The organism is Arthrobacter sp. 10N43, from assembly GCF_056394525.1.
This window is the reverse complement of the sequence record NZ_JBFTIA010000001.1, coordinates 58,774-84,289: the sequence shown is the minus strand read 5'-3', so window position 1 is coordinate 84,289 and position 25,516 is coordinate 58,774. Positions and strand designations below refer to the sequence as shown.

At 66.8% G+C, this 25,516-nt stretch carries 18 protein-coding genes; 13 read left to right on the top strand and 5 right to left on the bottom strand.

Annotation, left to right across the window (positions count from 1 at the left end; all coding sequences use genetic code 11):
- Nucleotides 1–200: 200 nt before the first annotated feature.
- Entirely contained in the window at nt 201–1,676 is a 1,476-nt protein-coding gene (rpsA, locus tag AC1DDO_RS00380) for a 30S ribosomal protein S1 (RefSeq protein WP_026537355.1), read from the top strand.
- Between the two features lie 670 nt (nt 1,677–2,346).
- Nucleotides 2,347–2,784, top strand: coding sequence for a VOC family protein (locus AC1DDO_RS00375; RefSeq protein WP_476971163.1), 438 nt, complete (start codon nt 2,347–2,349; stop codon nt 2,782–2,784).
- A 160-nt stretch (nt 2,785–2,944) separates the two neighbouring features.
- Here AC1DDO_RS00375 and AC1DDO_RS00370 read toward each other — a convergent pair whose 3' ends face one another.
- Both AC1DDO_RS00370 and AC1DDO_RS00365 read right to left on the bottom strand, forming a co-directional pair.
- Entirely contained in the window at nt 2,945–3,544 is a 600-nt protein-coding gene (locus tag AC1DDO_RS00370) for a GNAT family N-acetyltransferase (protein WP_476971162.1), read from the bottom strand.
- Nucleotides 3,528–4,229: an IMPACT family protein gene (locus tag AC1DDO_RS00365; RefSeq protein ID WP_476971161.1), complete on the bottom strand. Its 702-nt coding sequence runs from the start codon at nt 4,227–4,229 to the stop codon at nt 3,528–3,530. Before AC1DDO_RS00365 ends, AC1DDO_RS00370 begins: the two co-directional genes overlap by 17 nt.
- Nucleotides 4,230–4,251: 22 nt before the next feature.
- Between AC1DDO_RS00365 and coaE the strand changes: the two genes are divergently transcribed.
- The 3 genes from coaE to AC1DDO_RS00350 all read left to right on the top strand — a co-directional run bounded on the left by coaE (nt 4,252) and on the right by AC1DDO_RS00350 (nt 8,892).
- Entirely contained in the window at nt 4,252–5,583 is a 1,332-nt protein-coding gene (coaE, locus tag AC1DDO_RS00360) for a dephospho-CoA kinase (protein WP_476971160.1), read from the top strand.
- A gap of 36 nt (nt 5,584–5,619) precedes the next feature.
- Entirely contained in the window at nt 5,620–7,701 is a 2,082-nt protein-coding gene (gene uvrB, locus AC1DDO_RS00355) for an excinuclease ABC subunit UvrB (protein WP_476971159.1), read from the top strand.
- 162 nt (nt 7,702–7,863) lie between these two features.
- A complete protein-coding gene (locus tag AC1DDO_RS00350) occupies nt 7,864–8,892 on the top strand; it encodes a TerC family protein (protein ID WP_476971158.1) in 1,029 nt (342 codons plus the stop codon).
- A 110-nt stretch (nt 8,893–9,002) separates the two neighbouring features.
- Here the strand turns inward: AC1DDO_RS00350 and AC1DDO_RS00345 are convergent, their stop codons facing one another.
- The 3 genes from AC1DDO_RS00345 to AC1DDO_RS00335 form a co-directional block, all read right to left on the bottom strand.
- The gene (locus AC1DDO_RS00345) at nt 9,003–10,349 is read right to left on the bottom strand and encodes an alpha/beta fold hydrolase (RefSeq protein WP_476971370.1); all 1,347 of its coding nucleotides are present in this window, start codon (nt 10,347–10,349) and stop codon (nt 9,003–9,005) included.
- Nucleotides 10,350–10,368: 19 nt separating this feature from the next.
- A complete protein-coding gene (locus tag AC1DDO_RS00340; RefSeq protein WP_476971369.1) occupies nt 10,369–10,881 on the bottom strand; it encodes an N-acetyltransferase family protein in 513 nt (170 codons plus the stop codon).
- A gap of 105 nt (nt 10,882–10,986) precedes the next feature.
- The gene (locus tag AC1DDO_RS00335; RefSeq protein ID WP_476971157.1) at nt 10,987–13,533 is read right to left on the bottom strand and encodes a DEAD/DEAH box helicase; all 2,547 of its coding nucleotides are present in this window, start codon (nt 13,531–13,533) and stop codon (nt 10,987–10,989) included.
- A 143-nt stretch (nt 13,534–13,676) separates the two neighbouring features.
- On the opposite strand from AC1DDO_RS00335, the gene AC1DDO_RS00330 reads away from it, so the two are divergent.
- The 8 genes from AC1DDO_RS00330 (at nt 13,677) to uvrC (ending at nt 25,496) form a co-directional block, all read left to right on the top strand.
- Entirely contained in the window at nt 13,677–14,456 is a 780-nt protein-coding gene (locus tag AC1DDO_RS00330) for a trans-aconitate 2-methyltransferase (RefSeq protein WP_476971156.1), read from the top strand.
- A gap of 135 nt (nt 14,457–14,591) precedes the next feature.
- Nucleotides 14,592–16,400, top strand: a complete 1,809-nt coding sequence (locus AC1DDO_RS00325) for an ABC transporter ATP-binding protein (protein WP_476971368.1) — start codon at nt 14,592–14,594, stop codon at nt 16,398–16,400.
- A gap of 122 nt (nt 16,401–16,522) precedes the next feature.
- Nucleotides 16,523–18,379, top strand: coding sequence for an ABC transporter ATP-binding protein (locus AC1DDO_RS00320; RefSeq protein WP_476971367.1), 1,857 nt, complete (start codon nt 16,523–16,525; stop codon nt 18,377–18,379).
- Complete coding sequence (locus AC1DDO_RS00315; protein ID WP_441408572.1) at nt 18,376–18,768, top strand: GntR family transcriptional regulator; 393 nt, start codon at nt 18,376–18,378, stop codon at nt 18,766–18,768. Before AC1DDO_RS00320 ends, AC1DDO_RS00315 begins: the two co-directional genes overlap by 4 nt.
- Before the next feature lie 67 nt (nt 18,769–18,835).
- Nucleotides 18,836–21,784: an excinuclease ABC subunit UvrA gene (gene uvrA, locus AC1DDO_RS00310; RefSeq protein WP_441408573.1), complete on the top strand. Its 2,949-nt coding sequence runs from the start codon at nt 18,836–18,838 to the stop codon at nt 21,782–21,784.
- A gap of 235 nt (nt 21,785–22,019) precedes the next feature.
- Nucleotides 22,020–22,784: an HAD hydrolase-like protein gene (locus AC1DDO_RS00305; RefSeq protein ID WP_476971155.1), complete on the top strand. Its 765-nt coding sequence runs from the start codon at nt 22,020–22,022 to the stop codon at nt 22,782–22,784.
- Nucleotides 22,771–23,439, top strand: coding sequence for a lysophospholipid acyltransferase family protein (locus tag AC1DDO_RS00300; protein WP_441408575.1), 669 nt, complete (start codon nt 22,771–22,773; stop codon nt 23,437–23,439). The genes AC1DDO_RS00305 and AC1DDO_RS00300 overlap by 14 nt, the downstream gene beginning before the upstream one ends.
- 47 nt (nt 23,440–23,486) lie before the next feature.
- On the top strand, nt 23,487–25,496 hold the full coding sequence (gene uvrC, locus AC1DDO_RS00295) for an excinuclease ABC subunit UvrC (RefSeq protein ID WP_476866236.1): 2,010 nt from the start codon (nt 23,487–23,489) through the stop codon (nt 25,494–25,496).
- The last annotated feature ends 20 nt before the right edge of the window (nt 25,497–25,516 follow it).

Sequence of the window (25,516 nt, the reverse complement as noted above, 5' to 3'; positions counted from 1 at the left end):
GGCGCCACGCGCTTTGACCGGCGTTCACGTAAACGACTAGACTAAACGGGCGTGTACTACGTGCGCGCATCTACAATCCACAAAATCAGGATGACCCGGCGGATCACTTGTTGTGAAGCCGTGTTCTTGGCCTGCATTCCATAATGCGGGCGAAGCGGTTTGCCTGACCGACTAACTATCCACAACGGAGCCCCTACTACATGACCATCACCTCCACCGAGAAGCCCGGTACCCCCGTAGTCGCCATTAACGACATCGGTACCGCTGAGGACTTCCTCGCAGCTGTCGACGCCACCATCAAGTACTTCAACGACGGAGATCTCGTCGAAGGTACCGTCGTCAAGGTCGACCGCGACGAAGTTCTGCTCGACATCGGTTACAAGACCGAAGGTGTCATTCCCTCCCGCGAGCTTTCCATCAAGCACGACGTTGACCCCGGAGACGTCGTCTCCGTTGGCGATCAGGTCGAAGCCCTGGTGCTCACCAAGGAAGACAAAGAAGGCCGCCTGATCCTCTCCAAGAAGCGTGCTCAGTACGAGCGTGCCTGGGGCGACATCGAGAAGGTCAAGGAAGAAGACGGTGTTGTCACCGGTACCGTCATCGAGGTTGTCAAGGGTGGTCTTATCCTCGACATCGGTCTGCGCGGCTTCCTGCCCGCATCCCTCGTCGAGATGCGCCGTGTGCGCGACCTTGCTCCGTACATCGGTCAGCAGATCGAAGCCAAGATCATCGAGCTGGACAAGAACCGCAACAACGTTGTTCTTTCCCGCCGTGCATGGCTCGAGCAGACCCAGTCCGAGGTCCGCTCCACGTTCCTCAACAAGCTGGAAAAGGGCCAGGTTCGTCCCGGCGTCGTTTCCTCCATCGTCAACTTCGGTGCCTTCGTGGACCTGGGCGGCGTAGACGGCCTGGTTCACGTTTCCGAGCTGTCCTGGAAGCACATCGACCACCCGTCCGAGGTTGTCGAAGTTGGCCAGGAAGTCACCGTCGAGGTTCTCGAGGTCGACCTGGACCGCGAGCGCGTCTCCCTGTCGCTCAAGGCTACGCAGGAAGATCCGTGGCAGACCTTCGCCCGCACCCACGCCCTCGGCCAGGTTGTTCCGGGTAAGGTCACCAAGCTGGTTCCGTTCGGCGCGTTCGTTCGCGTTGAAGACGGCATCGAAGGCCTGGTCCACATCTCCGAGCTCGCAGTGCGCCACGTTGAGCTGGCCGAGCAGGTTGTCTCCGTTGGTGACGAGCTGTTCGTCAAGGTCATCGACATCGACCTCGAGCGCCGCCGTATCTCGCTCTCCCTCAAGCAGGCCAACGAGGGCGTCGACGCCGACAGCACCGAATTCGATCCGGCACTCTACGGCATGGCCGCTGAGTACGACGAAGAGGGCAACTACAAGTACCCGGAGGGCTTCGACCCGGAGTCCAACGAGTGGCTTGAAGGCTACGAGAACCAGCGCGCCGCCTGGGAGCAGCAGTACGCTGACGCCCAGACCCGCTGGGAAGCACACAAGAAGCAGGTTGCCCAGCACGCTGCCGACGACGCTGCAGCTGCAACGTCCGGCGAGAGCGACTCCGGCACCACCAGCTACTCCTCCGAGCCGGCTGCAACCGAGACCGGTGCAGGCACGCTTGCTTCGGACGAGGCTCTTGCCGCTCTGCGCGAGAAGCTGACCGGCAACTAATTGCCCTTGCGCCTCGGGGAGTCCTTTCCCTGAGACCAGGCAGTTTGTAGCTTGAAGCCGCACCGTCACGGTGCACAGCAGTACAGTTCAGCAAAGGTGGCCGCCCCCTCGGGGCGGCCACCTTTGCTTTGCGCGGATCATTGTGAGGACATGCCCCTCGGCCGCCTTCACCGCTGGACATGTCCATTTTTTGCAACCCTCCCCCGGGGGGACATGCCCATTTTTGGGGTTTGCCCGTGGGCATATGGGTATTGTGCCCAGTCCTGGTTCGGTGCGAGGGACATGTCCAGTGGTGGGAACCGGGCCTCACCCCTGCCTCCGGACATGTCCAGTCCTCGGCGCGTTCCCCGGGGGACATGCCCATTTTTGGGGCTTGCCCGTGGGCACATGGGTTTTGTGCCCAGTCCTGGTTCGGGGCGGGGGACATGTCCAGTGGTGGGCGCCCGAGTCATGCCCTTGCCGCTGGACATGTCCATTGTTCGGCGCGCCCTGCCGGACATGTCCAGTCCGCGGCCTGCAAACCCCATCTTCGGGCAGCAAGAGCTGTCCCGCTGCCGAGTGCTGGCGTCAGCCCACGGCACATCACGTTAGGGATTCCTTGACGGGTGCCCGGCTCTGAGTGCAAACTCGGCAGGTTGAGATATTCGCGGCCGACGATGAGGGGACTTCCATGGCTGACACTTCAGGGGCTGTTGAATCGCAGGACATACTTAGGGCCGACGGTTCGTGGCCGCGTGGCATTGGTGCCATCACACTATTTGTCGAGGACCTGGCCACCACCAAGGGCTTCTATGCGGCAGTCTTCGGCCTGCCGCTCATTTTCAAGGACGAGGTCTCTGCCGTCTTCAAGTTCGAGAACACGTTGATCAACCTGCTCAGCGTTTCCGAAGCTCCCGAACTCATCCAGCCGGCCTCAGTGGCCAGCGCGGCTTCCGGTGCGCGAATGCAGTTCACCATCGAAGTGGACGACGTCGATGCGATGTGCGCCGAGTTGTCCCGCCGCGGCGTTGAACTGCTCAATGGCCCAATGGATCGACCGTGGGGTATCCGCACAGCGTGCTTCCGCGACCCTGCTGGACACATCTGGGAAATAGCCCAGTCCCAATAGGCGCCAGACGGAACAATAGGTCTGCCGAACGGAGGACATGTCCATTCCCCGGTTCGCCGGTCGGGCATGAGGTGCTTGGGCCCATTTGTGTCGGCTCGGGGAGGGCATGTCCACTGTTGCGGAGGCGAGGCGGGGCGAGGCCCGGTCGGGCGCAGTGCCGTCAGGGCAGCGGGATCCTGCCCTTGACCGTCTCCGACGCGGCCTCCGTCTCCGTCTCCGTCTGCGAGGCTTCACCGGGCACAAGTTCGGCCCCCGCGGACTTCAGCAACGCGAGGGCGCCGACATTGCCGGCCGTGGTGTCGGCCACCAGGACGGCCGCCCCGGCCGATACGGCCCGAGCTTTCACCTGCCGCAGCGCCTCGCGGCCTACGCCGCGACCGCGGAAGCTTCGGGCGAGCCAGATTCCGGTCTCCAGCGCCCCGCCGCCAACCCCTGCCGCTTCACCGACCCCGCAACCAGCACCACCTTGCCCCGGCCCCGTCTCCGTCCGTTTCAAGCGCACTGAGCCTGCAAGCTGCCCGTCGCAGCTGATGGCCCAGCTCTTCTGCCCCGCGGGACCGTCCAGCCCGGCCGCAGAGGCGCGGTGGAATTCGCGGAACCAGGTGATCCGTTCGGCATTCCAGCCGGCGGTGGTGCCCAGCGGCGGGGTGACCTCGTCGGCGTCGGCGTCCCGGAGGGCTAGTTCCAGGAGCTCCGCAAGAACGGCTTCGCCGACGTCGAGCAGCGCGACCGCGGGCACCGTCTTAGCCAATGGGGACATCGATCCACTCCGATTCTCCGGGCAACAGCGAGGCGCTGCCGGCTGACATGGCGGCCACGCGGGCCGCGGCCCGGGCCAGCTCATCCGGGTCGTCCGGCAGCGCAAGCCTCAGGACAGTAGTCTGCGCCTCGTAGCCGGTTTCGGCCATGACATAACCCGCGGCGCGCAGATCGTTCTCGAGTCGCCCGGCCACGGCGTGCCCCACCCGCACGGAACAGATACGCAAGCGGCGCCGCCGCAACAGCGGCGCGAGCGCCAGAGTGCTGGACACAGATTCGGAATACGCGCGCACCAGGCCGCCGGCGCCCAGGAGAATGCCGCCGAAGTAGCGCACCACGACCGCGGTGACGTCGCTGAGGTCGGCCACGCCGGGAAGGGTTTCCCGTTTCAGCAGCGCCTCAAGCATGGGGATGCCCGCGGTGCCGGAGGGTTCGCCGTCGTCGTTGGACCGCTGCACGTCCCGGTCGGGGCCGAGGACGAAGGCCGAGCAGTGGTGGCGTGCGTCATGGAATTCCCGGCGCAGGCGGCCCAGGACGGCCCGGGCGGCATCCTCGTCGGCCGTTCGGGCCAGGACGGTGATGAAGCGGGACCGCTTGACCTCGATTTCGTGGCGGAATTCGGACCCCGCGGCAAGGGTGGTGTAGATGGCCGTCCTGCTCTCGGGGTCATCCGCCGCATCTGCCACCGGTTCAGTTTAGTCTGGTGAGGTGTTGAAGATCGGGTTGACCGGCGGAATCGCCTCGGGGAAGTCAATGGTTGCCGCGCGCCTGAGCGAGCTCGGCGCGGTGCTTGTCGACGCCGACGCGCTGGCCCGGGAGGTTGTGGAGCCCGGTACGCCCGGGCTGGGGCGTGTGGTCGAGGCCTTCGGTGCCGCGATCCTGACGCCGGACGGCCGGCTGGACCGGCCCCGGCTGGGTGCCCTGGTGTTCGGTGACCCGGAGCGCCTGGCCGTGCTCAACGGGATCATCCATCCCCTGGTGCGGGAGCGCGCCGCGGCGGTTGTCGCCGCCGCCCCGGCGGGCGCCGTCGTGGTCCAGGACATCCCCCTGCTGGTCGAGACCGGGCAGGGGAAGAACTTCCACCTGGTGCTGGTGGTGGATGCCCCGGATGACGTCCGGGTCCAGCGCATGGCCGAACACCGCAACATGACCGTCGGGGAAGCCCATGCCCGGATGGCCGCCCAGGCGAGCCGGGAGGACCGGCTGGCTGCCGCGGACGTCGTGCTGGACAATTCGGGCACTCCGGAAGTACTTCGGCACGCGGTCGATGCGCTGTGGGAGGACCGGCTGGCTCCCTTCGCGCTGAACCTCAAGGAACAAAGAATCGTACCGCGGACGGGCGGGCCGGTCCTCGCACCCGCCGATCCGGCCTGGGCGGCCCAAGCCGGCCGCCTGATTGCCCGGCTACATAGCGCCGTTCCGCAGGACGTCCTGGCCGTGGACCATATCGGGTCCACCGCCGTCCCGGGACTCGACGCCAAAGACGTGATCGACCTCCAGCTCAGTGTCCGGAACCTCGACGACGCGGACCGGATCGCGCCGCTGCTGGCCCAGGCGGGATTCCCGCGCTGGCCCGGCATCATTTCGGACAACCCCAAGCCCTCCCATCCGGACCCCGCCGCGTGGGGCAAGCGGCTGCACGGCAACGCCGATCCCGGCCGGGCGGCGAATCTTCATATCCGCGCGGCCGGCTCGCCCGGCTGGCGTTACGCCCTGTGCTTCCGGGACTGGCTCCGCGCCGATGCCGGGGCCAGAGCCGACTACGTCGCCGAGAAGCGGCGGGTAGCCGGGCTGCACGAGGCGGACAAGTCCACTGCCGCCTACGCGGCGGACAAGGAAGGCTGGTTCACCGAATACGCTGCGCCGCGGATGGAAGCATGGGTCCTGCGCACGGGCTGGCAGCCGCGGCCGTACGGCGTCCAGGAAATGGACGACGGCGGAATGGACGACGGCGGTGCTGGCGCGGCCACCACTGCCACCCCTGCGCCCGCGGCGGTTCCAGCGCCCGGGCCGGCCCTGGTACCGCCCAAAGCTGAATGAGGATTTCCTGTCGGTGCCCGGCGGTAGATTAGATACATGAGCCTTGCCCAGGAAATCAACCGTGTCGTGGCACCCTTCGAGGTCATCAGCGAGTTCCAGCCCGCAGGCGACCAGCCGGCCGCCATCGCCGAACTGACGGAGCGCATCAGGAACGGCGAGAAGGACGTGGTGCTGCTTGGCGCCACCGGCACCGGCAAGAGCGCCACCACGGCGTGGCTGATCGAGCAGGTTCAGCGCCCCACCCTGGTGCTGGTGCAGAACAAGACCCTGGCAGCGCAGTTGGCCAATGAATTCCGCGAATTGCTGCCCAATAATGCGGTGGAGTATTTCGTCTCCTATTACGACTACTACCAGCCCGAGGCCTACGTCGCCCAGACGGACACCTTCATCGAGAAGGACTCCTCCGTCAACGAGGAAGTGGAACGGCTCCGGCACTCCGCCACCAATGCGCTCCTGACCCGCCGCGACGTCATTGTGGTGGCCACGGTGTCCTGCATCTACGGCCTCGGCACGCCGGAAGAATACATTGCCGGCATGGTGACCCTCCGCAAGGGAGCGGAGATGAACCGCGACGACCTGCTCCGGAAGTTCGTCGCCATGCAGTACACCCGCAACGACATGGACTTCCACCGCGGCACGTTCCGGGTCCGCGGCGACACCGTGGAAATCATCCCGATGTACGAGGAACTGGCGATCCGGATCGAGTTCTTCGGCGATGAGATCGAGAACATCCATACCCTGCACCCCCTGACCGGCGAAGTCATCCGGGATGAAACCGAGATGTACGTCTTCCCGGCCTCGCACTACGTGGCCGGGCCCGAGCGGATGAGCCGTGCGATCAAGAGGATCGAGGACGAACTCGCCGAAAGGCTCCAGGTCCTCGAAAGCCAGAACAAGCTGGTCGAGGCCCAGCGGCTGCGGATGCGGACCACCTACGACCTTGAAATGATGCAGCAGATGGGCTTCTGCAACGGCATCGAGAACTATTCGCTGCACATCGACGGACGCGACCGCGGAACGGCACCGCACTGCCTCATCGACTACTTCCCGGACGACTTCCTCCTGGTGATCGACGAATCGCACGTCACCGTCCCGCAGATCGGCGCCATGTATGAGGGCGACATGTCCCGCAAGCGGTCGCTGGTGGACCACGGCTTCCGGCTGCCTTCCGCGATGGACAACCGCCCGCTGAAATGGGATGAGTTCCTCCAGCGCGTAGGCCAGACGGTCTACCTGTCCGCGACCCCGGGCAAGTACGAGCTCGGCAAGTCCGACGGCTTCGTCCAGCAGATCATCCGTCCCACCGGCCTGATCGACCCCGAGGTGGTCGTCAAGCCCACGAAGGGCCAGATCGATGACCTGCTGGGCGAAATCCGGATCCGCACCGCGAAGAACGAGCGTGTCCTGGTCACCACCCTGACCAAGCGGATGGCCGAGGACCTCACCGACTACCTGCTGGGCCACGGCGTGAAGGTGGAATACCTGCACTCCGACGTCGACACGCTGCGCCGCGTGGAACTCCTGCGCGAACTGCGGATGGGTGTCTTCGACGTCCTCGTCGGCATCAACCTGCTCCGTGAAGGCCTCGACCTCCCGGAAGTGTCGCTGGTCAGCATCCTGGACGCGGACAAGGAAGGCTTCCTACGCTCCTCGACCTCCCTGATCCAGACCATCGGGCGTGCTGCCCGAAACGTCTCCGGCCAGGTGCACATGTACGCGGACCGGATCACCGACTCGATGGCCCACGCCATCGACGAGACGAACCGGCGCCGCGCCATCCAGGTTGCCTACAACACGGAGAAGGGGATCGACCCCCAGCCGCTGCGGAAGAAGATCGCGGACATCACCGACCAGCTGGCCAAGGAGGACGCGGACACCCGCGAGCTGCTGGCCGCGGCCGGCAAGAACCGTGGCAAGGGCAAGGGCGCCTCCCTCATCCGCGCGGACGGGCTCGCGGCCGCACCGGCGGAGGACCTCGTTGGGCTGATCGAACAGCTGACCGAACAGATGCACGCCGCAGCCGGTGAGCTGCAGTTCGAGCTCGCGGCCCGGCTCCGCGACGAGGTGGGGGACTTGAAGAAGGAACTGCGCCAAATGCAGTCCGCGGGACACGCCTAGGGTAAACTCAGACGCACGTAGGGGAGTATCCCAAGCGCTACGATCGTCAACACGCGCGGCATAGATGCCGTGCCGGGCGTAGCGGGCAGCCAGGCAGCGATTCGCGCTGGCGGTCGGAGAGACTTACACCGCTGAGCTGTACCCTACGAAAGGTAATTCCCCGTGCCCGACCTTCCCCTGTGGTTCGAGATCGGCTCGTTTGTCGTCCTGGGCGTCATTCTGGCCATCGACCTGCTGATGGTCCTCAAGCGACCGCACGAGCCCTCGATGAAAGAAGCCGGGTTGTGGGTCGCGTTCTACGTGGCCCTGGCCCTGGTGTTCGCCGGTGCCATGTTCGCCTTCACGGGCCCGGAATTCGGCGGCCAGTTCATCGCCGGCTGGGTGACCGAATACAGCCTGAGCATCGACAACCTCTTCGTCTTCATCATCATCATGGCGCGCTTCTCGGTACCTCGTAAGTACCAACAGGAAGTGCTCATGGTGGGCATCATCATTGCCCTGGTCCTGCGCGGCATCTTCATCATGCTCGGCTCGATCGTGATCGAGCAGTTCAGCTGGGTCTTCTACATCTTCGGCGCCTTCCTGCTCTGGACCGCCTGGAAGCAGGCCCAGGACGAGGGCGAGGACGAGGAAGACAAGGAAAACCCGCTGATCGCCCGGATCCGCAGGATCCTGCCGATGTCCGAGAAGTTCGACGGCGGCAAGCTGCGCACCGTGGTGGACGGCAAGAAGGTCTTCACCCCCATGCTGATCGTCTTCGTCACCATCGGCATGACGGACCTGCTGTTCGCCGTCGACTCCATTCCGGCCATCTTCGGCCTCACCCAGAGCGCCTTCATCGTCTTCACGGCGAACATCTTCGCCCTCATGGGGCTGCGCCAGCTGTACTTCCTGCTCGGCGGCCTCATGAACCGGCTCATCTACCTCAAGCACGCCCTGTCCGTCATCCTGGCGTTCATCGGCGTGAAGCTGGTCCTGCACGCCATGCACGTCAATGAACTGCCCTTCATCAACGGCGGCCAGCACATCGAGTGGGCCCCGGAGATTCCGACCTACGTCTCACTGGCGGTAATCATCGGCACCATCATCATCGCCGTCATCGCCAGCCTGATCAGCTCCAAGGCGTCCAAGTCCAAGCTGGACGCCCGGCTGGAAGAAGACGCCCACAAGAGCCTGAGCGACGTCGACTAGCACCGGGGCCGCCGGGTAGCCGGCCGGCATGAGAACGAACGGCGCTGAACCTCCACAGGTTCAGCGCCGTTCTGTTGTGCCCGGCCGCCAACAGCCGGGCCAGTGCCAGGTCAGCGGCGGGGGGACCGCGCCATCCCCAGCAGGCGCGCGAAGATCGCCTCGCCGTCGTCCGAGATGCCGTCATGGTGGTACTCGTCCGTCTCCCACACGTTCAAGCCCCGCACGCCGGCCGCCGTCTCCAGGGAAAGTTCACGGTCCACGTAGATATCGTCGCTGTAGACGGCCGCAGCGACGGGCACGGTGTTCAGGGCCAGCCGGTCCGGATCGTAAAGCGGCGCCCAGTCGTCCTTTTCGGCGAGGAGCCGTGCCACCTCCTGCAACGGGCGCAGGGCCGGGTCCTGTTCGAAGTACCAGGGGTAGACCATTTCTCCGGTCAGCAGCGGTTCGCCGGTGTCGGGGGAGAACTCGGGGAACTCCGCCAGCACACGCCAGGCGGCCCAGTTGGTGGCCCCGGCCTGGCCGTAGATGGACTCGTGCATCAGCGCGTACAGGGGATTGGCGGCCCGGGAAACGAGGCCCCGGACCTGGTCCAGGAAGGCGTCCGAGAGCCGGTCGCCGTCGGGTGTGGCCACGAAAGCGTCCTCGAGCAGGTGGTGCAGCGCATCCACCCGGGTATTGCCGCCCAGGAACGAGCCCACCATCTGGAACCGTTCCACGGTGAGCCGGCCGCCGTCGGGCAGGAACTCCTCCGTCTCCCGCAGATGCCTGGCGATCCGGGTGACGGCGGCACGGTCCTCCGGGTACCAGCCAAAGTATTCGGCGTTCCGGGCCGCGACCCGCTGGAACGTTGCCCGGTACACGCGGTCCGCGGAGCCGCCCAGCGGAGCAAGGCCGCCCGTCACGAGCACCGCGCGCAGCCCTTCCGGGGCGAAGGAGAGGTAGCTGAGCGCGCAGAAGCCGCCGTAGCTCTGGCCGTAGATGGTCCACGGGGCGGAGCCCAGGGCGGCCCTGATGGCCTCGGCGTCGGCGACGATCGAGTCGGCACGGAAGTGCGTCAGGTACTGGGCCTGCTCCGCGTGGGTGCCGCGCAGGGGCAGCGTGTTGCGGTCCACCGCCGAGGACAGGCCGGTGCCGCGCTGGTCCAGCATGAGGATCCGGAAGTCCTTGGCGGCTGCCTTGCTCCAGCCGCCCAGGGACGGGAACCGGTTTCCGCGCCCGCCGGGTCCGCCCTGCAGGTAGAGCAGCCAGGGGAGCTCGGCCGCCGCCTCCTCGCTGTGCTCTGTTGAGACGTACTCGCGGGCGAACACGGAGATGGTCTCCCCGCGCCGTCCCGCCTCACTGAAGTGGTCCAGGGGGACCTCGAAGTAGTGTTCCGCGGTCCGCATGCCGCGGTAGGTGTGGCGTGCCCGGACGCTGTGCCGGACGCTGGAGCGGGCCTCCAGCAGGGACGCTCCCATGAGCCCCGTCGCCGGAAGATCAACCACGGGCCGCCTCCCCGCGGGAGCCGGCCAGGGATCCGCCGAACGCCTCCAGGGCCGCCCCGGTCAGGCGGAAGGTGGACCATTCCTCCATTGGCGCTGCGCCAAGCTTCTTGTAGAAGTTGATGGAGGGCTCATTCCAGTCCAGGACGCTCCACTCAACGCGGGCGTAGCCGCGGTCGACGGCGGTCGCCGCCAGATGCTGCAGCAGTGCCTTGCCGTGGCCCTCGCCGCGTGCCTCCGGCCTGACGTAGAGATCCTCGAGGTAAATTCCGTGGACGCCCTCCCACGTGGAGTAGTTCAGGAACCAGAGGGCAAAGCCCCGCACGTCACCGGCCGTGTTCTCCGCCATCGTGGCGAAGACCCTCGGGTTCTCGCCGAAGAGTGCCTCGGAGAGCATCTCTGGGGTGTTCCGGACCGCGTCCGGTTCCTTCTCGTAGATGGCGAGATCGTGGATCATCTGCAGGATGGCAGGGACGTCTTGGGGCGTGGCGGGCCGGGTTACACTCATCATCCGAGTTTACCCGCGGTGTGATCGGTCACGGCGCCGCGACCGGGCGGCGGGTCTCCGGTCCCGGCAGCGCCCAGGCGGCAGGCCGCCGCCCGGGCAGGGGCCCTAGAGCCGGTTGACGTCGGTGACGCGGACGACGGCGGTCCCGGATTCATCCGAGGCCGCCAGATCCACCTCGGCGGAAATGCCCCAGTCGTGGTTGCGGGCGGGGTCGTCGAAGATCTGCCGGACCTTCCACGCGCCGGGCTCCTCGGTGATGATCAGCAGTCCCGGGCCGCGGGCGTCCGGTCCGGTGCCAATGTCGTTGTGCTCGTCGAAGTAGTCGTCCAGGACATCTTCCCAGCGCTCCGCGTCCCAGCCGGAACCGGCGTCGAGTTCGCCCAGGGTGGTGGCGGCTTCATCGGCGAACAGTTCCACGCGGCGGAACATTTCGTTGCGCACCATCACCCGGAAGGCCCGGACGTTGGAGGTCAGCGACGGCGGCGGGGGCGGGGGAGCGTCATGCGGGGTGGGCGCCGCGCCGGATGTCAGCTCCTCCCATTCGTCGAGGAGGCTGGAGTCCACCTGGCGGACCAGCTCGCCGAGCCAGGCGATCAGGTCCTCAAGGTCCTCCCGGAGGGCGTCCTGCGGGACGGTCTGGCGGAGCGCCTTGAAACCGTCGGCGAGGTAGCGCAGCACGATGCCCTCCGAGCGGGCCAGGCCGTAAAACTGGACGAATTCGCCGAAGTTCATGGCACGCTCGTACATGTCCCGGACCACGGATTTGGGTGTGAGCTCGAAGTCGCCGATCCACGGCGCGGCCTTGCGGTAGACATCGAAGGCCTCGCCGAGGATCTCCACGAGCGGCTGCGGGTAGGTGACCTCCTCGAGCATCGCCATCCGCTGGTCGTACTCGATGCCGTCGGCCTTCATCGCCGCGATGGCTTCGCCGCGCGCCTTCTTCTGCTGTGCCGACAGGATCTGGCGCGGCTTCTCCAGGGTCGCCTCGATCACGGACACGACGTCCAGTGCGTACGACGGGGACTCCGGATCCAGCAGCTCCAGCGCGGCGAGGGCGAACGGGGACAGGGGCTGGTTCAGGGCGAAGTTGGGCTGCAGGTGGACCGTGAGCCGGACCGTGCGGCCGTCGGCGCCCTGCTCTTCCGGCGGGATCCGCTCCACGACGCCGGCCGCGAGCAGCTCGCGGTAGATCCCCAGGGCCTTCTTCATGAGCTGGAGCTGCGCCGGACGGGTCTCGTGGTTTTCGGTGAGCAGCCGGCGCGCGGCCTGGAACGGGTCGCCCGGGCGTTCCATGAGGTTCATCAGCATCGCGTGCGTCACGGTGAAACTCGACGTCAGGGGATCCGGCACAGACTCGACCAGCCGCTTGTAGGTGGGCTCGCCCCAGGACACGAAGCCTTCCGGCGGCTTCTTCTTGACCACCTGGCGCAGCTTCTTCTGGTCATCGCCGAACTTGGCCGTGGCCTTGGCCATCGCCTTCACGTTCTCGGTGACGTGCTCCGGGGCCTGGACCACCACGGTTCCGGCGGTGTCATAGCCTGCACGTCCGGCACGTCCGGCGATCTGGTGGAACTCGCGGGAGTTCAGCAGGCGGGTGCGGACGCCGTCGTACTTGCTCAGGGCCGTGAGCAACACCGTGCGGATGGGCACGTTGATGCCCACGCCGAGCGTGTCCGTGCCGCAGATGACCTTCAGCAGGCCGGCCTGGGCGAGCTGCTCGACGAGCCGGCGGTATTTGGGCAGCATGCCGGCGTGGTGCACCCCGATGCCGTGCCGGACCAGCCGGTTGAGGGTCTTGCCGAAGCCTGCGGCGAAACGGAACCCGGCGATCAGCTCGGCAATCTTGTCCTTTTCCTCGCGGGTGCAGACGTTGATGCTCATCAGGTTCTGCGCCCGGTCGATCGCCTCCACCTGGCTGAAGTGGACCACGTAGACCGGGACCTGCTTCGTGGCGAGCAGCTCTTCAAGGGTCTCGTGGACCGGGGTCTGCTCGTAGTAGTAGTGCAGCGGAATGGGACGCTCCACGGAACTGACGGTCGTCGTCGGACGGCCGGTCAGTTCGCTGATGCCCTCCTCAAAACGGCTCACGTCGCCGAGCGTCGCGGACATCAGCAGGAACTGGGCCTGCGGCAGTTCGAGCAGCGGCACCTGCCACGCCCAGCCGCGCTGCGGGTCGGAGTAGAAGTGGAACTCGTCCATGATGACAGCGCCCAGCTCCGCAGCAGCGCCTTCGCGCAGGGCGGTGTTGGCCAGGATTTCGGCGGTGCAGCAGATGATCGGAGCGTCCTGGTTGACGCCGGAGTCGCCGGTGATCATGCCGACGTTCTCGGCGCCGAAGATCTCGCAGAGGGCGAAGAACTTTTCCGAGACCAGGGCCTTGATCGGCGCGGTGTAGTAGCTGCGCTCTCCGCGGGCCATGGCCTGGAAGTGGGCGGCGATGGCCACAAGGGATTTCCCGGACCCGGTGGGTGTGGCGAGAATGACGTTGGAGCCGGCGGCCAGCTCCATGATGGCCTCGTCCTGGGCGGTGTAGAGGGCAAGGCCGCGGGTCTCGGTCCACTCGACAAACCGGGTGTAGAGCTCGTCCGGGTCCAGGGCCGTCCTGCCGGGGACTCGGGCGGCCGGGGCGGGGAGCTGATCAACGAGTTTCATTGCTGTCCAGCTTAGTGCCCGCGCCGTGGCCGCGGCACCGGCGGAGCCTTGCGCCGCACGCAGCGGTCGCGTGCATCCTTGGCTGGCCTACGGGCCGGGACTACGCTTCGGATAGGACAGAATTGCCGGAAACTGGAGGTGCCATGAAGTGGGATCCTGAGAAATACGTGCAGTTCGGGGACTACCGGGACAGGCCGTTTTTTGACCTGACGGGACGGATTCATGCCGACGCGCCGCGGCACGTCGTGGACCTCGGCTGTGGTCCGGGCAACCTGACCGCGACGCTCGCGGACCGGTGGCCGGGCGCCCAGGTGATGGGACTGGATTCCTCGGCGGAAATGCTGGCGACGTCAAAGAAGCATGCGGCCGCGGCGGCCAATCTCTCCTACGACCTGGCCGACATCGCGCACTGGATGCCCTCCGGGGACACGGACGTGGTGGTCACGAACGCCGCCCTGCAGTGGGTGCCCGAGCACCGGAAGCTGTTGCCGGAGTGGCTCGACGCCCTCAAGCCGGGCGCCTGGTTCGCGCTGCAGGTGCCGGGGAACTTCAACGCCCCGTCCCACACCCTGATGCGGGAGCTGGCCGACTCGCCGGCCTGGGCCGGGCGCCTCGCCGGGGTCCTGCGCCACGACGACGTGGTGGGGGAGGCGGCAGAGTACCTGGAGATCATGCTCGACGCCGGGTGCGCCGCCGACGCCTGGGAGACCACCTACATGCAGCTGCTCCCGGGCGCCCACCCCGTGCTGGAGTGGGTCCGCGGCACGGGACTCAGGCCGGTCCTCGCGGCCCTTCCCGAGGAGGCAGCCCGGGAATTTGAGGCCGAATATTCGGCAAGGCTGGACGACGCGTATCCCGCGGGCCGGCACGGGACTGTGTTCCCGTTCCGGCGCACCTTCGCGGTGGCGCAAAAAACCGGGTGAGCGGAGTGTCCGCCGGTTGACACAAAGCACTCTGGAATGGGGCTTACAATGACGTGGCGGCATGGGGGCAGCCGTTAGGCTGTTTCCCATTCCGGGCCCTGGGCTAGTAATGGAGGTTCGGTGCTAATAGGCCTGATGGCGCGGCTGCTGTCCGCGCATAAGGGGCGCGTGCTGGCCATTGTTGTGCTGCAGCTCGTGCAAGCCACCGCCAACCTGCTCCTGCCCACCTTGAACGCCGCGATCATCGACGACGGCATCATCGGCGGGGACAAAGGGGAAATCCTCCATCTCGGCGGCTGGATGGCCGGCATCGCCGCCGTCCAGGTGATCGCTGCCATCGCGGCCGGATATTTGGGCGCCGTTGTCGCCATGGAGATCGGCGGCCAGCTGCGCGGCGAGCTCTTCATCAAGGTGCAGTCCTTCTCCTCCCAGGAAGTCAGCGTTTTCGGGGCCCCCAGCCTCGTCACCCGGACCACCAACGACGTCGCCCAGATCCAAAACCTCGCCGTCCTGGTGTTCATCATGCTCATTGCCGCGCCGGCGATCTTCATCGGCGGAATCGTGCTGGCCGTGCACCAGGACGTCGTGCTGTCCTGGATCGTGGTGGTGGTCATCCCGGTCCTTACGGTGATCATGACGGTGATCGTGCGCCAGCTGATTCCGCTGTACCGCCAGGGCCAGGGGCTCCTGGACCGGATCGGCCGGGTCATGCGTGAGCAGATCATCGGCGCCAACGTCATCCGCAGCTTTGTCCGGCAGGACCATGAAATCCGCCGTTTCGATGAAGCCAACAAGGACCTCACCCGCAACAACCTCAAATCCGCCCTCCTGGTCGCGGCAATGATGCCGATGATCATGTTCGTGGTGAACCTGTCGTCCGTGTTCGTGGTGTGGTTCGGCGGCCATCGGATCGACTCCGGCGAAATGCGGCTGGGGGCGCTGACCGCCTTCATCGCCTACATCCTGCAGATCCTGATTGCCATCATGATGGCGATGTACGTCTTCATGACCGCCCCGCGGGCGGCGGCATGCGCCGAACGGATCCGCGAGGTGCTGGACACGGAACCGGCCATCGCCGATCCTGCCACGCATGCCGGTGCCCGGGCCAGGGCCCGTGCCGGCCAGCCCGGCCATGGTGCAGACCACGGCCAGGCTGCGCATCCCCTCCATGCCGCGCATCCCCGCCATGCCGCGCCCGTGGGCCGGAGCGTCGAGTTCCGGAATGTGTCCTTCGCCTATCCGGGCGCCGAGGCGCCGGTGCTGGACGGAGTCTCGTTCACCGCGCGGCCCGGGACCACGACGGCGATCATCGGCGCAACCGGCAGCGGCAAGACGACGCTCCTGAACCTGCTTCCCCGGTTCCTCGACGCGACCGCCGGCGAGATCAGCATCGGCGGGCGCAATGTGCGGGCCATGCCGCTGGAGGACCTGCGGAGCCTGATCGCCGTCGTCCCGCAGCAGTCCTATCTCTTCGCAGGCACGGTCGCGGAAAATCTTCGGCTCGGCTCGCCTGCCGCGGACGAGCCGGAATTGTGGCAGGCGCTCGAAGCGGCCCAGGCCGCCGACTTTGTCCGCGAATTGCCGCTGGGGCTCGAAGCGCCGGTGAGCCAGGGCGGCACCAACTTCTCCGGCGGCGAACGGCAGCGGCTGTGCATCGCCCGGGCACTGCTCAAGAATGCCCCGGCATACCTTTTCGATGACAGTTTCTCGGCCCTGGACTACGGAACCGATGTCCGGCTCCGCGCGGCGATCGAGCCGCTGCTGCGGTCGGCGACTGTGCTGGTCGTGGCCGAACGCGTGTCAACGATCGTGGACGCCGGGCTGATCCTGGTGCTCGAGGATGGCCGCCTGGTCGCGCAGGGCACGCACAGCGAACTCATGGAGACCTCGCCCAGCTACCAGGAAATTGCCGCGTCCCAGCTGGTGTTGGAGGAAGCCCCGTGAGGCGCGGGGGCGCATCCCGCGCCGGGACCGCAGCAAGGGCCGCTGCGGCCGCTCCCGCGGAGCGCATCAAGTGGCAGTCCGCCGCCCGCCTCCTGCGCCTGCTGGTGCCGCTGAAGTGGCGGATGGCCGGTGTCATCGCCGCCACCTGTGCGTTCGTGACACTCAACGTGGCGGCCCCCAAGGTCCTCGGTGACGCGACCGACGTCGTCGTGGGGGGCTTCCTGGGCGGTTCGCTCGACGAACAGGAGCTGGCCGCCCGGCTGCTGGCGGTATCCGCCATGTACGCCGGGGCCTCGCTCTTCAGCTGGATCCAGGGGTCCCTGACCGCCACGGCCGTGCAGCGCCTCAGCTACGGACTCCGCGGCTCCGTGGAACAGAAGCTCCATGTGCTGCCCTCCAGCCATTTCGAGGAGCAACGCCGCGGCGACGTGCTCAGCCGCGCCACCAACGACGTCGACAACATCTCGCAGGCCCTCAACCAACTCCTCAACCAGCTGATCCTGTCCGTCCTGATGCTGACCGCCGCACTGGCCATGATGCTGTGGCTTTCGCCGCTGCTGGCCCTGATTGCCGTCCTCTCCGTGCCGGTGTCCACCCTGATCACCGTGTTGGTGGCCCGGCACTCCCAGGCACACTTCAAGGAGCAGTGGAGCAGCACGGGCGCACTGACCGCCCAACTGGAAGAAACCTTCACCGGGCACGAAGTGGTCAAGGCGTTCGGCCGGCAGGAGGCCTCGGCGGAGATCTTCCGGGAGTACAACGAAAAGCTCACGCGCTCGAGCACCCGGGCCCAGTATTTGTCCGGCATCGTGCAGCCGCTGTTGGTGTTTGTCGCCAACCTCAACTACATCGCCGTGGCCGTGGTGGGGGCGCTGCAGGTTACCGCCGGGGCCATGACCATCGGCGGCATCCAGGCCTTCTTCCAGTTTTCCCGCCTCTTCAGCCAGCCCGTGGGCCAGATCGGCGGCATGCTGACCCTCCTGCAATCCTGCCTCGCCTCGGCGGAGCGCGTCTTTGAGCTGCTTGACGCCCCGGAGATCCCGGCGGACGCCGCCGTGCCGGCCGTGTCAGCCAACGGCGCCGGCAAGCTTCGCGGCAGCGCAACCCTGCGAAAAGTCCATGTCCCGCGCAGGTCGCACAACGGACGCAAATCCGATGCCACGCCCGGGTCCCCTGCGGCGCTGGTTCCGGAGACGCTGGTTCCCGGTGCCGTGGCGGGCCGGGTCACGTTCGAGCACGTCACTTTCAGTTACAGTCCCGGCACTCCCGTGGTGAAGGACCTCTCCTTCACTGTGGAACCGGGACAGACAGTGGCAATCGTGGGACACACCGGGGCCGGCAAGACCACCGTGGTCAACCTCCTGATGCGCTTTTACGAACTGGACTCCGGACGGATTCTGGTGGACTCGACCGACATCGCCACCATCCCGCGGGACGATCTGCGCAGCGCCTTCGGTACCGTCCTGCAGGACGCCTGGCTGTTCACCGGCAGCATCCGGGAGAACATCGAATACGGCCGCCCCGGCGCCGCCGACGCCGACATCCTGGAGGCGGCCCGGGCCAGCCACGTGGACCAGTTCGTCAGGTCCCTCCCGGCCGGCTACGCCACGATGCTCGGCAACGACGGCGATTCCCTGAGCCGGGGCCAGCGTCAGCTCGTCTCGATCGCCCGGGCGCAGATCGCGGGGCGCAGCATCCTGGTCCTGGACGAGGCCACGAGTTCCGTGGACAGCCGCACCGAGGTGCAGATCCGCCACGCCATGGAACAGCTGCGGCAAGGTCACACGAGCTTCGTGATCGCGCACCGTTTGTCCACGGTCCGTGACGCTGATCTAATTCTCGTCATGGACCACGGACGAATCGTTGAACACGGGACCCATCAGCAGCTGATGGCCAGGCGCGGGCTCTACAAGGATTTGTACGAGGCGCAGTTCGCCGGCCGCGAACACGTGCGCACCGTCTGGGAGGCCGAACAGTGAGTCCCGTGGATACGGCGGGGGAGCGTTTTCCCGGCTCCTGGCGGACCAACCCGGCCAGCTCCGTGCCGCTCTTCGAACAGCTCCGGCTCTACGTCATTGAACGCGCCGACAACGGCACGCTCGCACCCGGCACCCGGCTTCCGGCCGTGCGGAGCCTCGCCGGCGAGCTCGGCGTGGCACCGCACACCGTGGCGCGGGCATACAAGGAACTCGAGGCCGCCGGCGTGGTGGTGACACGGGGCCGGAACGGCACGGTCGTCTGCGCCCGCGACGCCGCCTGGAGCTCGCTGTCCGCCGCCGCCACCGAGTTCGCCGCGGCCGCTAAGGCCCAGGGCGCGAGCTTCGCCGAGGCCGTGCAGCTGCTGGCCGCCGCCTACGACCGCCACTAGCACATCCGGAAGGGCCCGCGGCGCGCGGAATAGTTTTTCGAAGAAGTTTTCGATTAGCATTAGATTCGTGCCTAAAGCTGTAGCTGAAGATCCAGCCGTTGAAGTCCAGTCCGCCATCGAACCGCTGGCAGCCCGGGAAGCCGCCCCGTCCCGTCCCGCGCTGAAGCGCCCGGACATGACGCGCCTTGTGGTCAAGGGTGCGCGCGAGCACAACCTGCGCAACGTGGACCTGGACCTTCCCCGTGATGCCATGATCGTTTTCACCGGCCTGTCCGGCTCCGGAAAGTCCTCCCTGGCGTTCGACACCATCTTCGCCGAGGGCCAGCGCCGCTACGTCGAATCCCTCTCCGCCTACGCCCGGCAGTTCCTGGGCCAGGTGGACAAGCCCGACGTCGACTTCATCGAGGGCCTCTCGCCCGCTGTGTCCATTGACCAGAAGTCCACCAGCAAGAACCCGCGGTCCACGGTGGGCACCATCACCGAGATTTACGACTACATGCGCCTGCTCTGGGCCCGCGTGGGGCGGCCGTACTGCCCCATCTGCGGTGAGCCCGTGACCAAGCAGACCCCGCAGCAGATCGTGGACCAGCTGCTTGAGCTCACGGACGGGACGCGCTTCCAGGTGCTGGCGCCCGTGGTCCGCGGGCGCAAGGGCGAATTCGTCGACCTCTTCAAGGAACTGACCGCCAAGGGCTACTCGCGGGCGCGGGTGGATGGCGAGCTCGTCCAGCTCAGCGATCCGCCGAAGCTGGGCAAGCAGTTCAAGCACACCATCGAGGTAGTCGTGGACCGCCTGGTGGTCAAGGAAGGCATCAGCCAGCGCCTGACGGACTCCGTTGAAACCGCCCTCGGCCTGGCCGAAGGACGGGTCCTGGCCGAGTTCGTCGACCTCGAAGCCGAGGATCCCGGGCGGATCAGGGCGTTCTCCGAACACCTCGCCTGCCCCAACGAACACCCACTGGCCATCGACGAGATCGAGCCGCGCTCCTTCTCCTTCAACAATCCGTTCGGCGCCTGCAGCGCGTGCAGCGGTATTGGAACCAGGCTCGAAGTCGATGAGGAACTCATCATCCCGAACCCGGAGCTCTCCCTCGCGGAGGGAGCCATCGCGCCGTGGTCCCTCGGGACGGCGACCTCAGAGTACTGGGGCCGGCTGCTCAGCGGACTCGCCGAGGAACTCGGCTTCTCCATGACGACGCCATGGGAGAAGCTCGACGCCGACGTCCGGCAGACCGTGCTGCAGGGCAAGGACCACAAGGTTGTTGTCCAGTACCGGAACCGCTTTGGCCGGGAACGCAAGTACAGCACCGGCTTCGAGGGCGTGATGCAGTACGTGCACCGCAAGCATGGCGAGACCGATTCGGATTCGGCCCGCGACCGGTATGAGGAATACATGCGGCAGGTCCCGTGCCCGGCCTGCAACGGCGCCCGGCTGAACCCGGCGTCGCTCTCGGTCCTTATCAACGGCAAGTCGATCGCCGAAGTCGCCGCGCTGCCCATGCGCGAATGCGCGCACTTCCTGGACAACCTCGTCCTCACCGGCCGCGAAGCCCAGATCGCCCACCAGGTGCTCAAGGAAATCCAGGCCCGGCTGACCTTCCTGCTCGACGTCGGGCTCGAGTACCTGAACCTGGAACGGCCCTCCGGGACGCTGTCCGGCGGCGAGGCACAGCGCATCCGGCTCGCCACCCAGATCGGTTCCGGCCTGGTGGGCGTGCTCTACGTCCTGGACGAACCCTCCATCGGCCTGCACCAGCGGGACAACCGCCGACTGATCGAAACGCTCACCCGGCTCCGGGACCTCGGCAACACCCTGATCGTGGTGGAACATGACGAGGACACCATCCACGAGGCCGACTGGGTGGTGGACATCGGACCGGGCGCCGGCGAGCACGGCGGCATGGTGGTCCACTCCGGCTCGTACCAGGCGCTGCTGGAAAACACCGATTCGCTCACCGGCGACTACCTCGCGGGCCGGAAGAAAATCGAGATCCCCAAGAAGCGGCGCAAGTACGACAAGAAGCGCGAGCTCAAGGTGATCGGCGCCAAGGAGAACAACCTCCTCAACATCGACGCCAGCTTCCCGCTGGGCCTCTTCACCGCCGTCACCGGCGTCAGCGGCTCCGGCAAGTCCACCCTGGTCAACGAGATCCTCTACAAGGTCCTCGCCAACAAGCTCAACGGCGCCAAGCAGGTGGCCGGCCGGCACAAGTCTGTCCAGGGCCTCGAGCACCTGGACAAGGTGGTCCACGTCGACCAGAGCCCCATCGGCCGCACCCCGCGCTCCAACCCGGCCACCTACACCGGCGTGTTCGACCACATCCGGAAACTCTTTGCCGAGACCACCGAGGCCAAGGTCCGCGGCTACCTGCCGGGCCGGTTCTCCTTCAACGTCAAGGGCGGCCGCTGCGAGGCCTGCTCCGGCGACGGCACCCTGAAGATCGAGATGAACTTCCTGCCGGACGTCTACGTCCCCTGCGAGGTCTGCCACGGTGCCCGGTACAACCGCGAGACCCTGGAAGTCCACTACAAGGGCAAGACCATCGCCGACGTGCTGAACATGCCCATCGAGGAAGGCGCGGAGTTCTTCGCGGCGTTCTCCCCGATCGCCCGGCACCTCAACACGCTCGTCGACGTCGGTCTGGGCTACGTCCGCCTCGGCCAGCCCGCCACGACGCTCTCCGGCGGCGAGGCCCAGCGCGTCAAGCTCGCGGCCGAGCTCCAGAAGCGCTCCAACGGCCGCAGCGTGTACGTCCTGGACGAGCCCACCACCGGCCTGCACTTCGAGGACATCCGTAAGCTCCTCATGGTGCTGCAGGGCCTCGTGGAGAAGGGCAACACGGTGATCACGATCGAGCACAACCTCGACGTCATCAAGAGCGCGGACTGGATCGTGGACCTGGGACCCGACGGCGGTTCGGGCGGCGGCCGGGTGATCGCCTCCGGTACGCCGGAACAGGTGGCCAAGTCCAGCGAGAGCCACACCGCCGCGTTCCTCGCCGAGCTCCTCGCCTGACCCCTGCGCCTGAACACTGCGCCTGAATACTGCGATTAGCCTCCCCGCCTGACTCCCGGCCGCCCCGGGACTGGGCGGGGAGGACATGCCGTGCGGCGCCGGTTCCCATCAGCAGTCGTCGGAAGTATGCGGCTGATGTATCCGGCTGGTGTATGCGGCTGATGTATTCGGCGGACGTATTCCTGAAGGAGCATGTGAATTTCTGGCTGCCGCACACTCGTGAGAAACTAAGCCGGTGACGCATACAACAGTGCCCGTAATCTTCGACCTTGACGGCACTCTTGTCGATCCCGCCGGCGGGATTACCGACGGAATCGCCGCCGCCCTCACGGAGCTCGGCCTTCCCGTTCCGGCGAAACCCCTACTGGATGCCATGATCGGCCCCAAGCTGAGCCACTCCCTCACGGAAGTCGCCGGGGTCCCGGCCGACCAGCTGGAAGACGCCATCCGCATCTACCGCGCGCACTACAAGTCCACCGGCATCGCACAAAGCCGGCTTTATCCCGGCATCCGCACCCTCCTCGAGGACTTCGTGGCCGCCGGCCGCCCCATCGCCGTCGCCACCCAGAAGCCGGAAGGGCTTGCCCGCACCGTCCTGGCCCACCACGGCATCGCCGGACTCTTCCACAGCATCCGCGGCTCCGCGGCCGACGAGGCCGCAACGGGTGCCGGAGCGGCCTCCGCAGGTGAAGGCTCAATTCCTGAAGGGAAGGCCGAAATCGTCGCGGCCGCCCTCTCGGACCTGGCCGCGGCGGACCCCGCTGCGGCCCGCCGGGCCGTGATGGTGGGGGACCGGGCACAGGATGTGGCCGGGGCGGCCGCGAACGGACTGGACTGCATCGGCGTAGGCTGGGGTTTTGCGCCCGACGGCGAACTGCACGAAGCCGGAGCCGTCGAGATCGTCCACAACACCACGGCGCTACACGCGACGATCACCAGACTCTCCGAACGCCCGGGGACCACAGCCCTGAACGAGGTGCACACCGATGGCAATGTTTGACGCAATCCGCTGGACCACGCGCGGGCTGATATCCACCACGTGCCGTCCCACGGTCATTGGCCTGGAAAACGTGCCCACGGACGGGCCGTTCATCGTGGCGCCGAATCACCTCTCCTTCCTGGACAGTGTGATCGTCCAGGCCCTCATGCCGCGGCCCGTCGCGTTCTTCGCGAAGGCCGAGTACTTCACCACCGGCGGCTTCAAGGGCAAAGCCATGAAGTCCTTCTTCGAAGCCGTGGGCTCCATCCCCGTAGAGCGCGGCGAGCAGGCCGCGAGCGTCCAGGCACTCAAGACCCTCCTGGACATCCTCGACTCCGGCAAAGGCGTGGGCATCTACCCCGAAGGCACGCGCTCCCGGGACGGCATCCTCTACCGCGGCCGCACCGGAGTCGGCTGGCTGGCCCTCACCACCGGGGCACCCGTGATCCCGGTGGGCCTGATCGGTACGGAGCACCTGCAGCCCGCCGACAGCAAGTCCGTCAAGCCGCAGCACTTCACCATGAAAGTGGGCGAGCCGCTGTACTTCGAGAAGACCGGCCCGGACCACTCCCTGCCGGCGCGCCGCCAGGTCACGGACCGCATCATGGACGCCATCGCGGAACTGAGCGGCCAGGAACGCTCCACGAGCTACAACCAGAGCAAGACGGTCGAGTAGCGCCGGCCGGTGCCACGGCACCTCCGCCGGCTCAGTAGACTTGATGTGTGGCAGATCCAGCGAGTTACCGACCCCAGACGGGTGAAATTCCGACCAATCCGGGCGTATACCGCTTCCGCGATCCGCACGGCCGGGTCATCTACGTCGGCAAGGCCAAGAACCTCCGGTCCCGGCTGAATTCCTACTTCGCCAACCCTGCCGGGCTCCTGCCCAAAACCTACGCGATGGTGCACACGGCCAGCAGCGTCGAGTGGACTGTGGTGGGCAGCGAGCTCGAGTCACTGCAGCTCGAATACACCTGGATCAAGGAATTCACGCCGCGCTTCAACGTGATGTTCCGGGATGACAAGACCTACCCCTACCTGGCCGTCACGATGGGGGAGAAGTACCCGCGCGTCCAGGTGATGCGCGGCGACCGGCGCAAGGGAACCCGGTACTTCGGCCCGTACACCGCCGGCGCGATCCGGGACACCATGGACACCCTGCTGCGCGTGTTCCCGGTGCGGAGCTGCAGCGCCGGGGTGCTCAAGCGTGCCGAGGCCAGCGGCCGGCCCTGCCTCCTCGGCTACATCGACAAATGTGCCGCGCCCTGCGTCGGGCGGATCTCCGCCGAGGACCACCGCGCCCTCGCCGAGGACTTCTGCACTTTCATGGGCGGCGAAGCCAAACCGTTCGTCAACCGGCTGGAACGGGAGATGGCCGCGGCCGTCGCCGAGCTCGACTACGAACGCGCGGCCCGCCTCCGGGACGACATCGTGGCGCTGAAGAAGGTCTTCGAACGCAACGCCGTGGTCCTCGCCGAGGGCACGGACGCCGACGTCTTCGCTCTCCATGAAGACGAGCTTGAGGCGGCCGTCCAGGTATTCCACGTCCGCGGCGGCCGGATCCGCGGCCAGCGCGGCTGGGTGGTCGAAAAAGTCGAGGACTCCACCACCCCGGAGCTGGTCGAACACCTGCTCCAGCAGGTCTACGGCGAGGAAGCCGGGCTCCAGGGCAGGCTGCCCCGGGAAGTCCTGGTCCCCGCCGAACCGTCCAACGCCACGGAGCTCGCGCAGTGGCTCAGCGGGCTGCGCGGGGCCCGGGTGGACGTCCGGGTGCCCCAGCGCGGAGACAAGGCCGCGCTGATGTCCACGGTGCGGGAAAACGCCGAGCACGCCCTCAAGCTCCACAAGTCCCGGCGCGCCGGCGACCTCACCATGCGCTCCCAGGCCCTCCAGGAACTCCAGGAGGCCCTCGAACTGCCGGTAGCCCTGCTCCGGATCGAGTGCTTCGACATCTCGCACGTCCAGGGCACCAACGTGGTCGGCTCCATGGTGGTGGTCGAGGACGGGCTGCCGAAAAAGTCCGACTACCGGAAGTTCGCCGTGACCGGCGCTGCAGCGAACGACGACACCGCGGCCATGCACGACGTCCTGACCCGCCGTTTCCGGCACTACCTTCAGGAACAGGCCGAGCTGGCGGCAGCCGCGGCCAAACCTGCACACCAGGCCGCGCTGGAAGCGGCAACTGCCGCGGCTGTCGCTGACTCCACGACGCCGGCTCCGCGGAGCAAGTTCGCCTACCCGCCCAACCTCGTCGTCGTCGACGGCGGCAAGCCGCAGGTCAACGCCGCCGCCCGGGCACTGGCAGAACTCGGCATCGAGGACGTGTACGTGGTCGGCCTCGCCAAACGGCTCGAGGAAGTCTGGCTGCCGGACAGCGATTTCCCGGTGATCCTGCCCCGCGCCTCGGCCGGCCTGTACCTGCTGCAACGGATCCGCGACGAGGCCCACCGCTTCGCCATCACCTTCCACCGGCAAAAGCGGGGGAAGGCCATGACGGTCTCCGCTCTGGACGGCGTGCCCGGGCTGGGGGAGTCAAAACGCAAGGCACTCCTGGCCGAGTTCGGGTCCGTCAAGGGCATCAAGGCCGCGACGCAGGAGCAGCTCACCGGCGCCAAGGGGATCGGTCCCTCCCTGGCCGCCGCAATCGTCCGGCACTTCACCGACGACGGCGGCGACGACGCCGTCACGGTCCCGGCGATCAATATGACCACCGGTGAAATCCTCGACGCCTAGCCGGTGCCGCCAGACTTAGC

What these genes read in the sequence shown, in the direction of transcription:
- rpsA (WP_026537355.1), top strand. Translation starts at nt 201, where the DNA reads ATGACCATCACCTCCACCGAGAAGCCCGGTACCCCCGTAGTCGCCATT.
- AC1DDO_RS00375 (WP_476971163.1), top strand. Translation starts at nt 2,347, where the DNA reads ATGGCTGACACTTCAGGGGCTGTTGAATCGCAGGACATACTTAGGGCC.
- AC1DDO_RS00370 (WP_476971162.1), bottom strand. Translation starts at nt 3,544, where the DNA reads ATGTCCCCATTGGCTAAGACGGTGCCCGCGGTCGCGCTGCTCGACGTC.
- uvrB (WP_476971159.1), top strand. Translation starts at nt 5,620, where the DNA reads ATGAGCCTTGCCCAGGAAATCAACCGTGTCGTGGCACCCTTCGAGGTC.
- AC1DDO_RS00345 (WP_476971370.1), bottom strand. Translation starts at nt 10,349, where the DNA reads ATGGGAGCGTCCCTGCTGGAGGCCCGCTCCAGCGTCCGGCACAGCGTC.
- AC1DDO_RS00340 (WP_476971369.1), bottom strand. Translation starts at nt 10,881, where the DNA reads ATGAGTGTAACCCGGCCCGCCACGCCCCAAGACGTCCCTGCCATCCTG.
- AC1DDO_RS00335 (WP_476971157.1), bottom strand. Translation starts at nt 13,533, where the DNA reads ATGAAACTCGTTGATCAGCTCCCCGCCCCGGCCGCCCGAGTCCCCGGC.
- AC1DDO_RS00330 (WP_476971156.1), top strand. Translation starts at nt 13,677, where the DNA reads ATGAAGTGGGATCCTGAGAAATACGTGCAGTTCGGGGACTACCGGGAC.
- AC1DDO_RS00325 (WP_476971368.1), top strand. Translation starts at nt 14,592, where the DNA reads ATGGCGCGGCTGCTGTCCGCGCATAAGGGGCGCGTGCTGGCCATTGTT.
- AC1DDO_RS00320 (WP_476971367.1), top strand. Translation starts at nt 16,523, where the DNA reads ATGGCCGGTGTCATCGCCGCCACCTGTGCGTTCGTGACACTCAACGTG.
- AC1DDO_RS00300 (WP_441408575.1), top strand. Translation starts at nt 22,771, where the DNA reads ATGGCAATGTTTGACGCAATCCGCTGGACCACGCGCGGGCTGATATCC.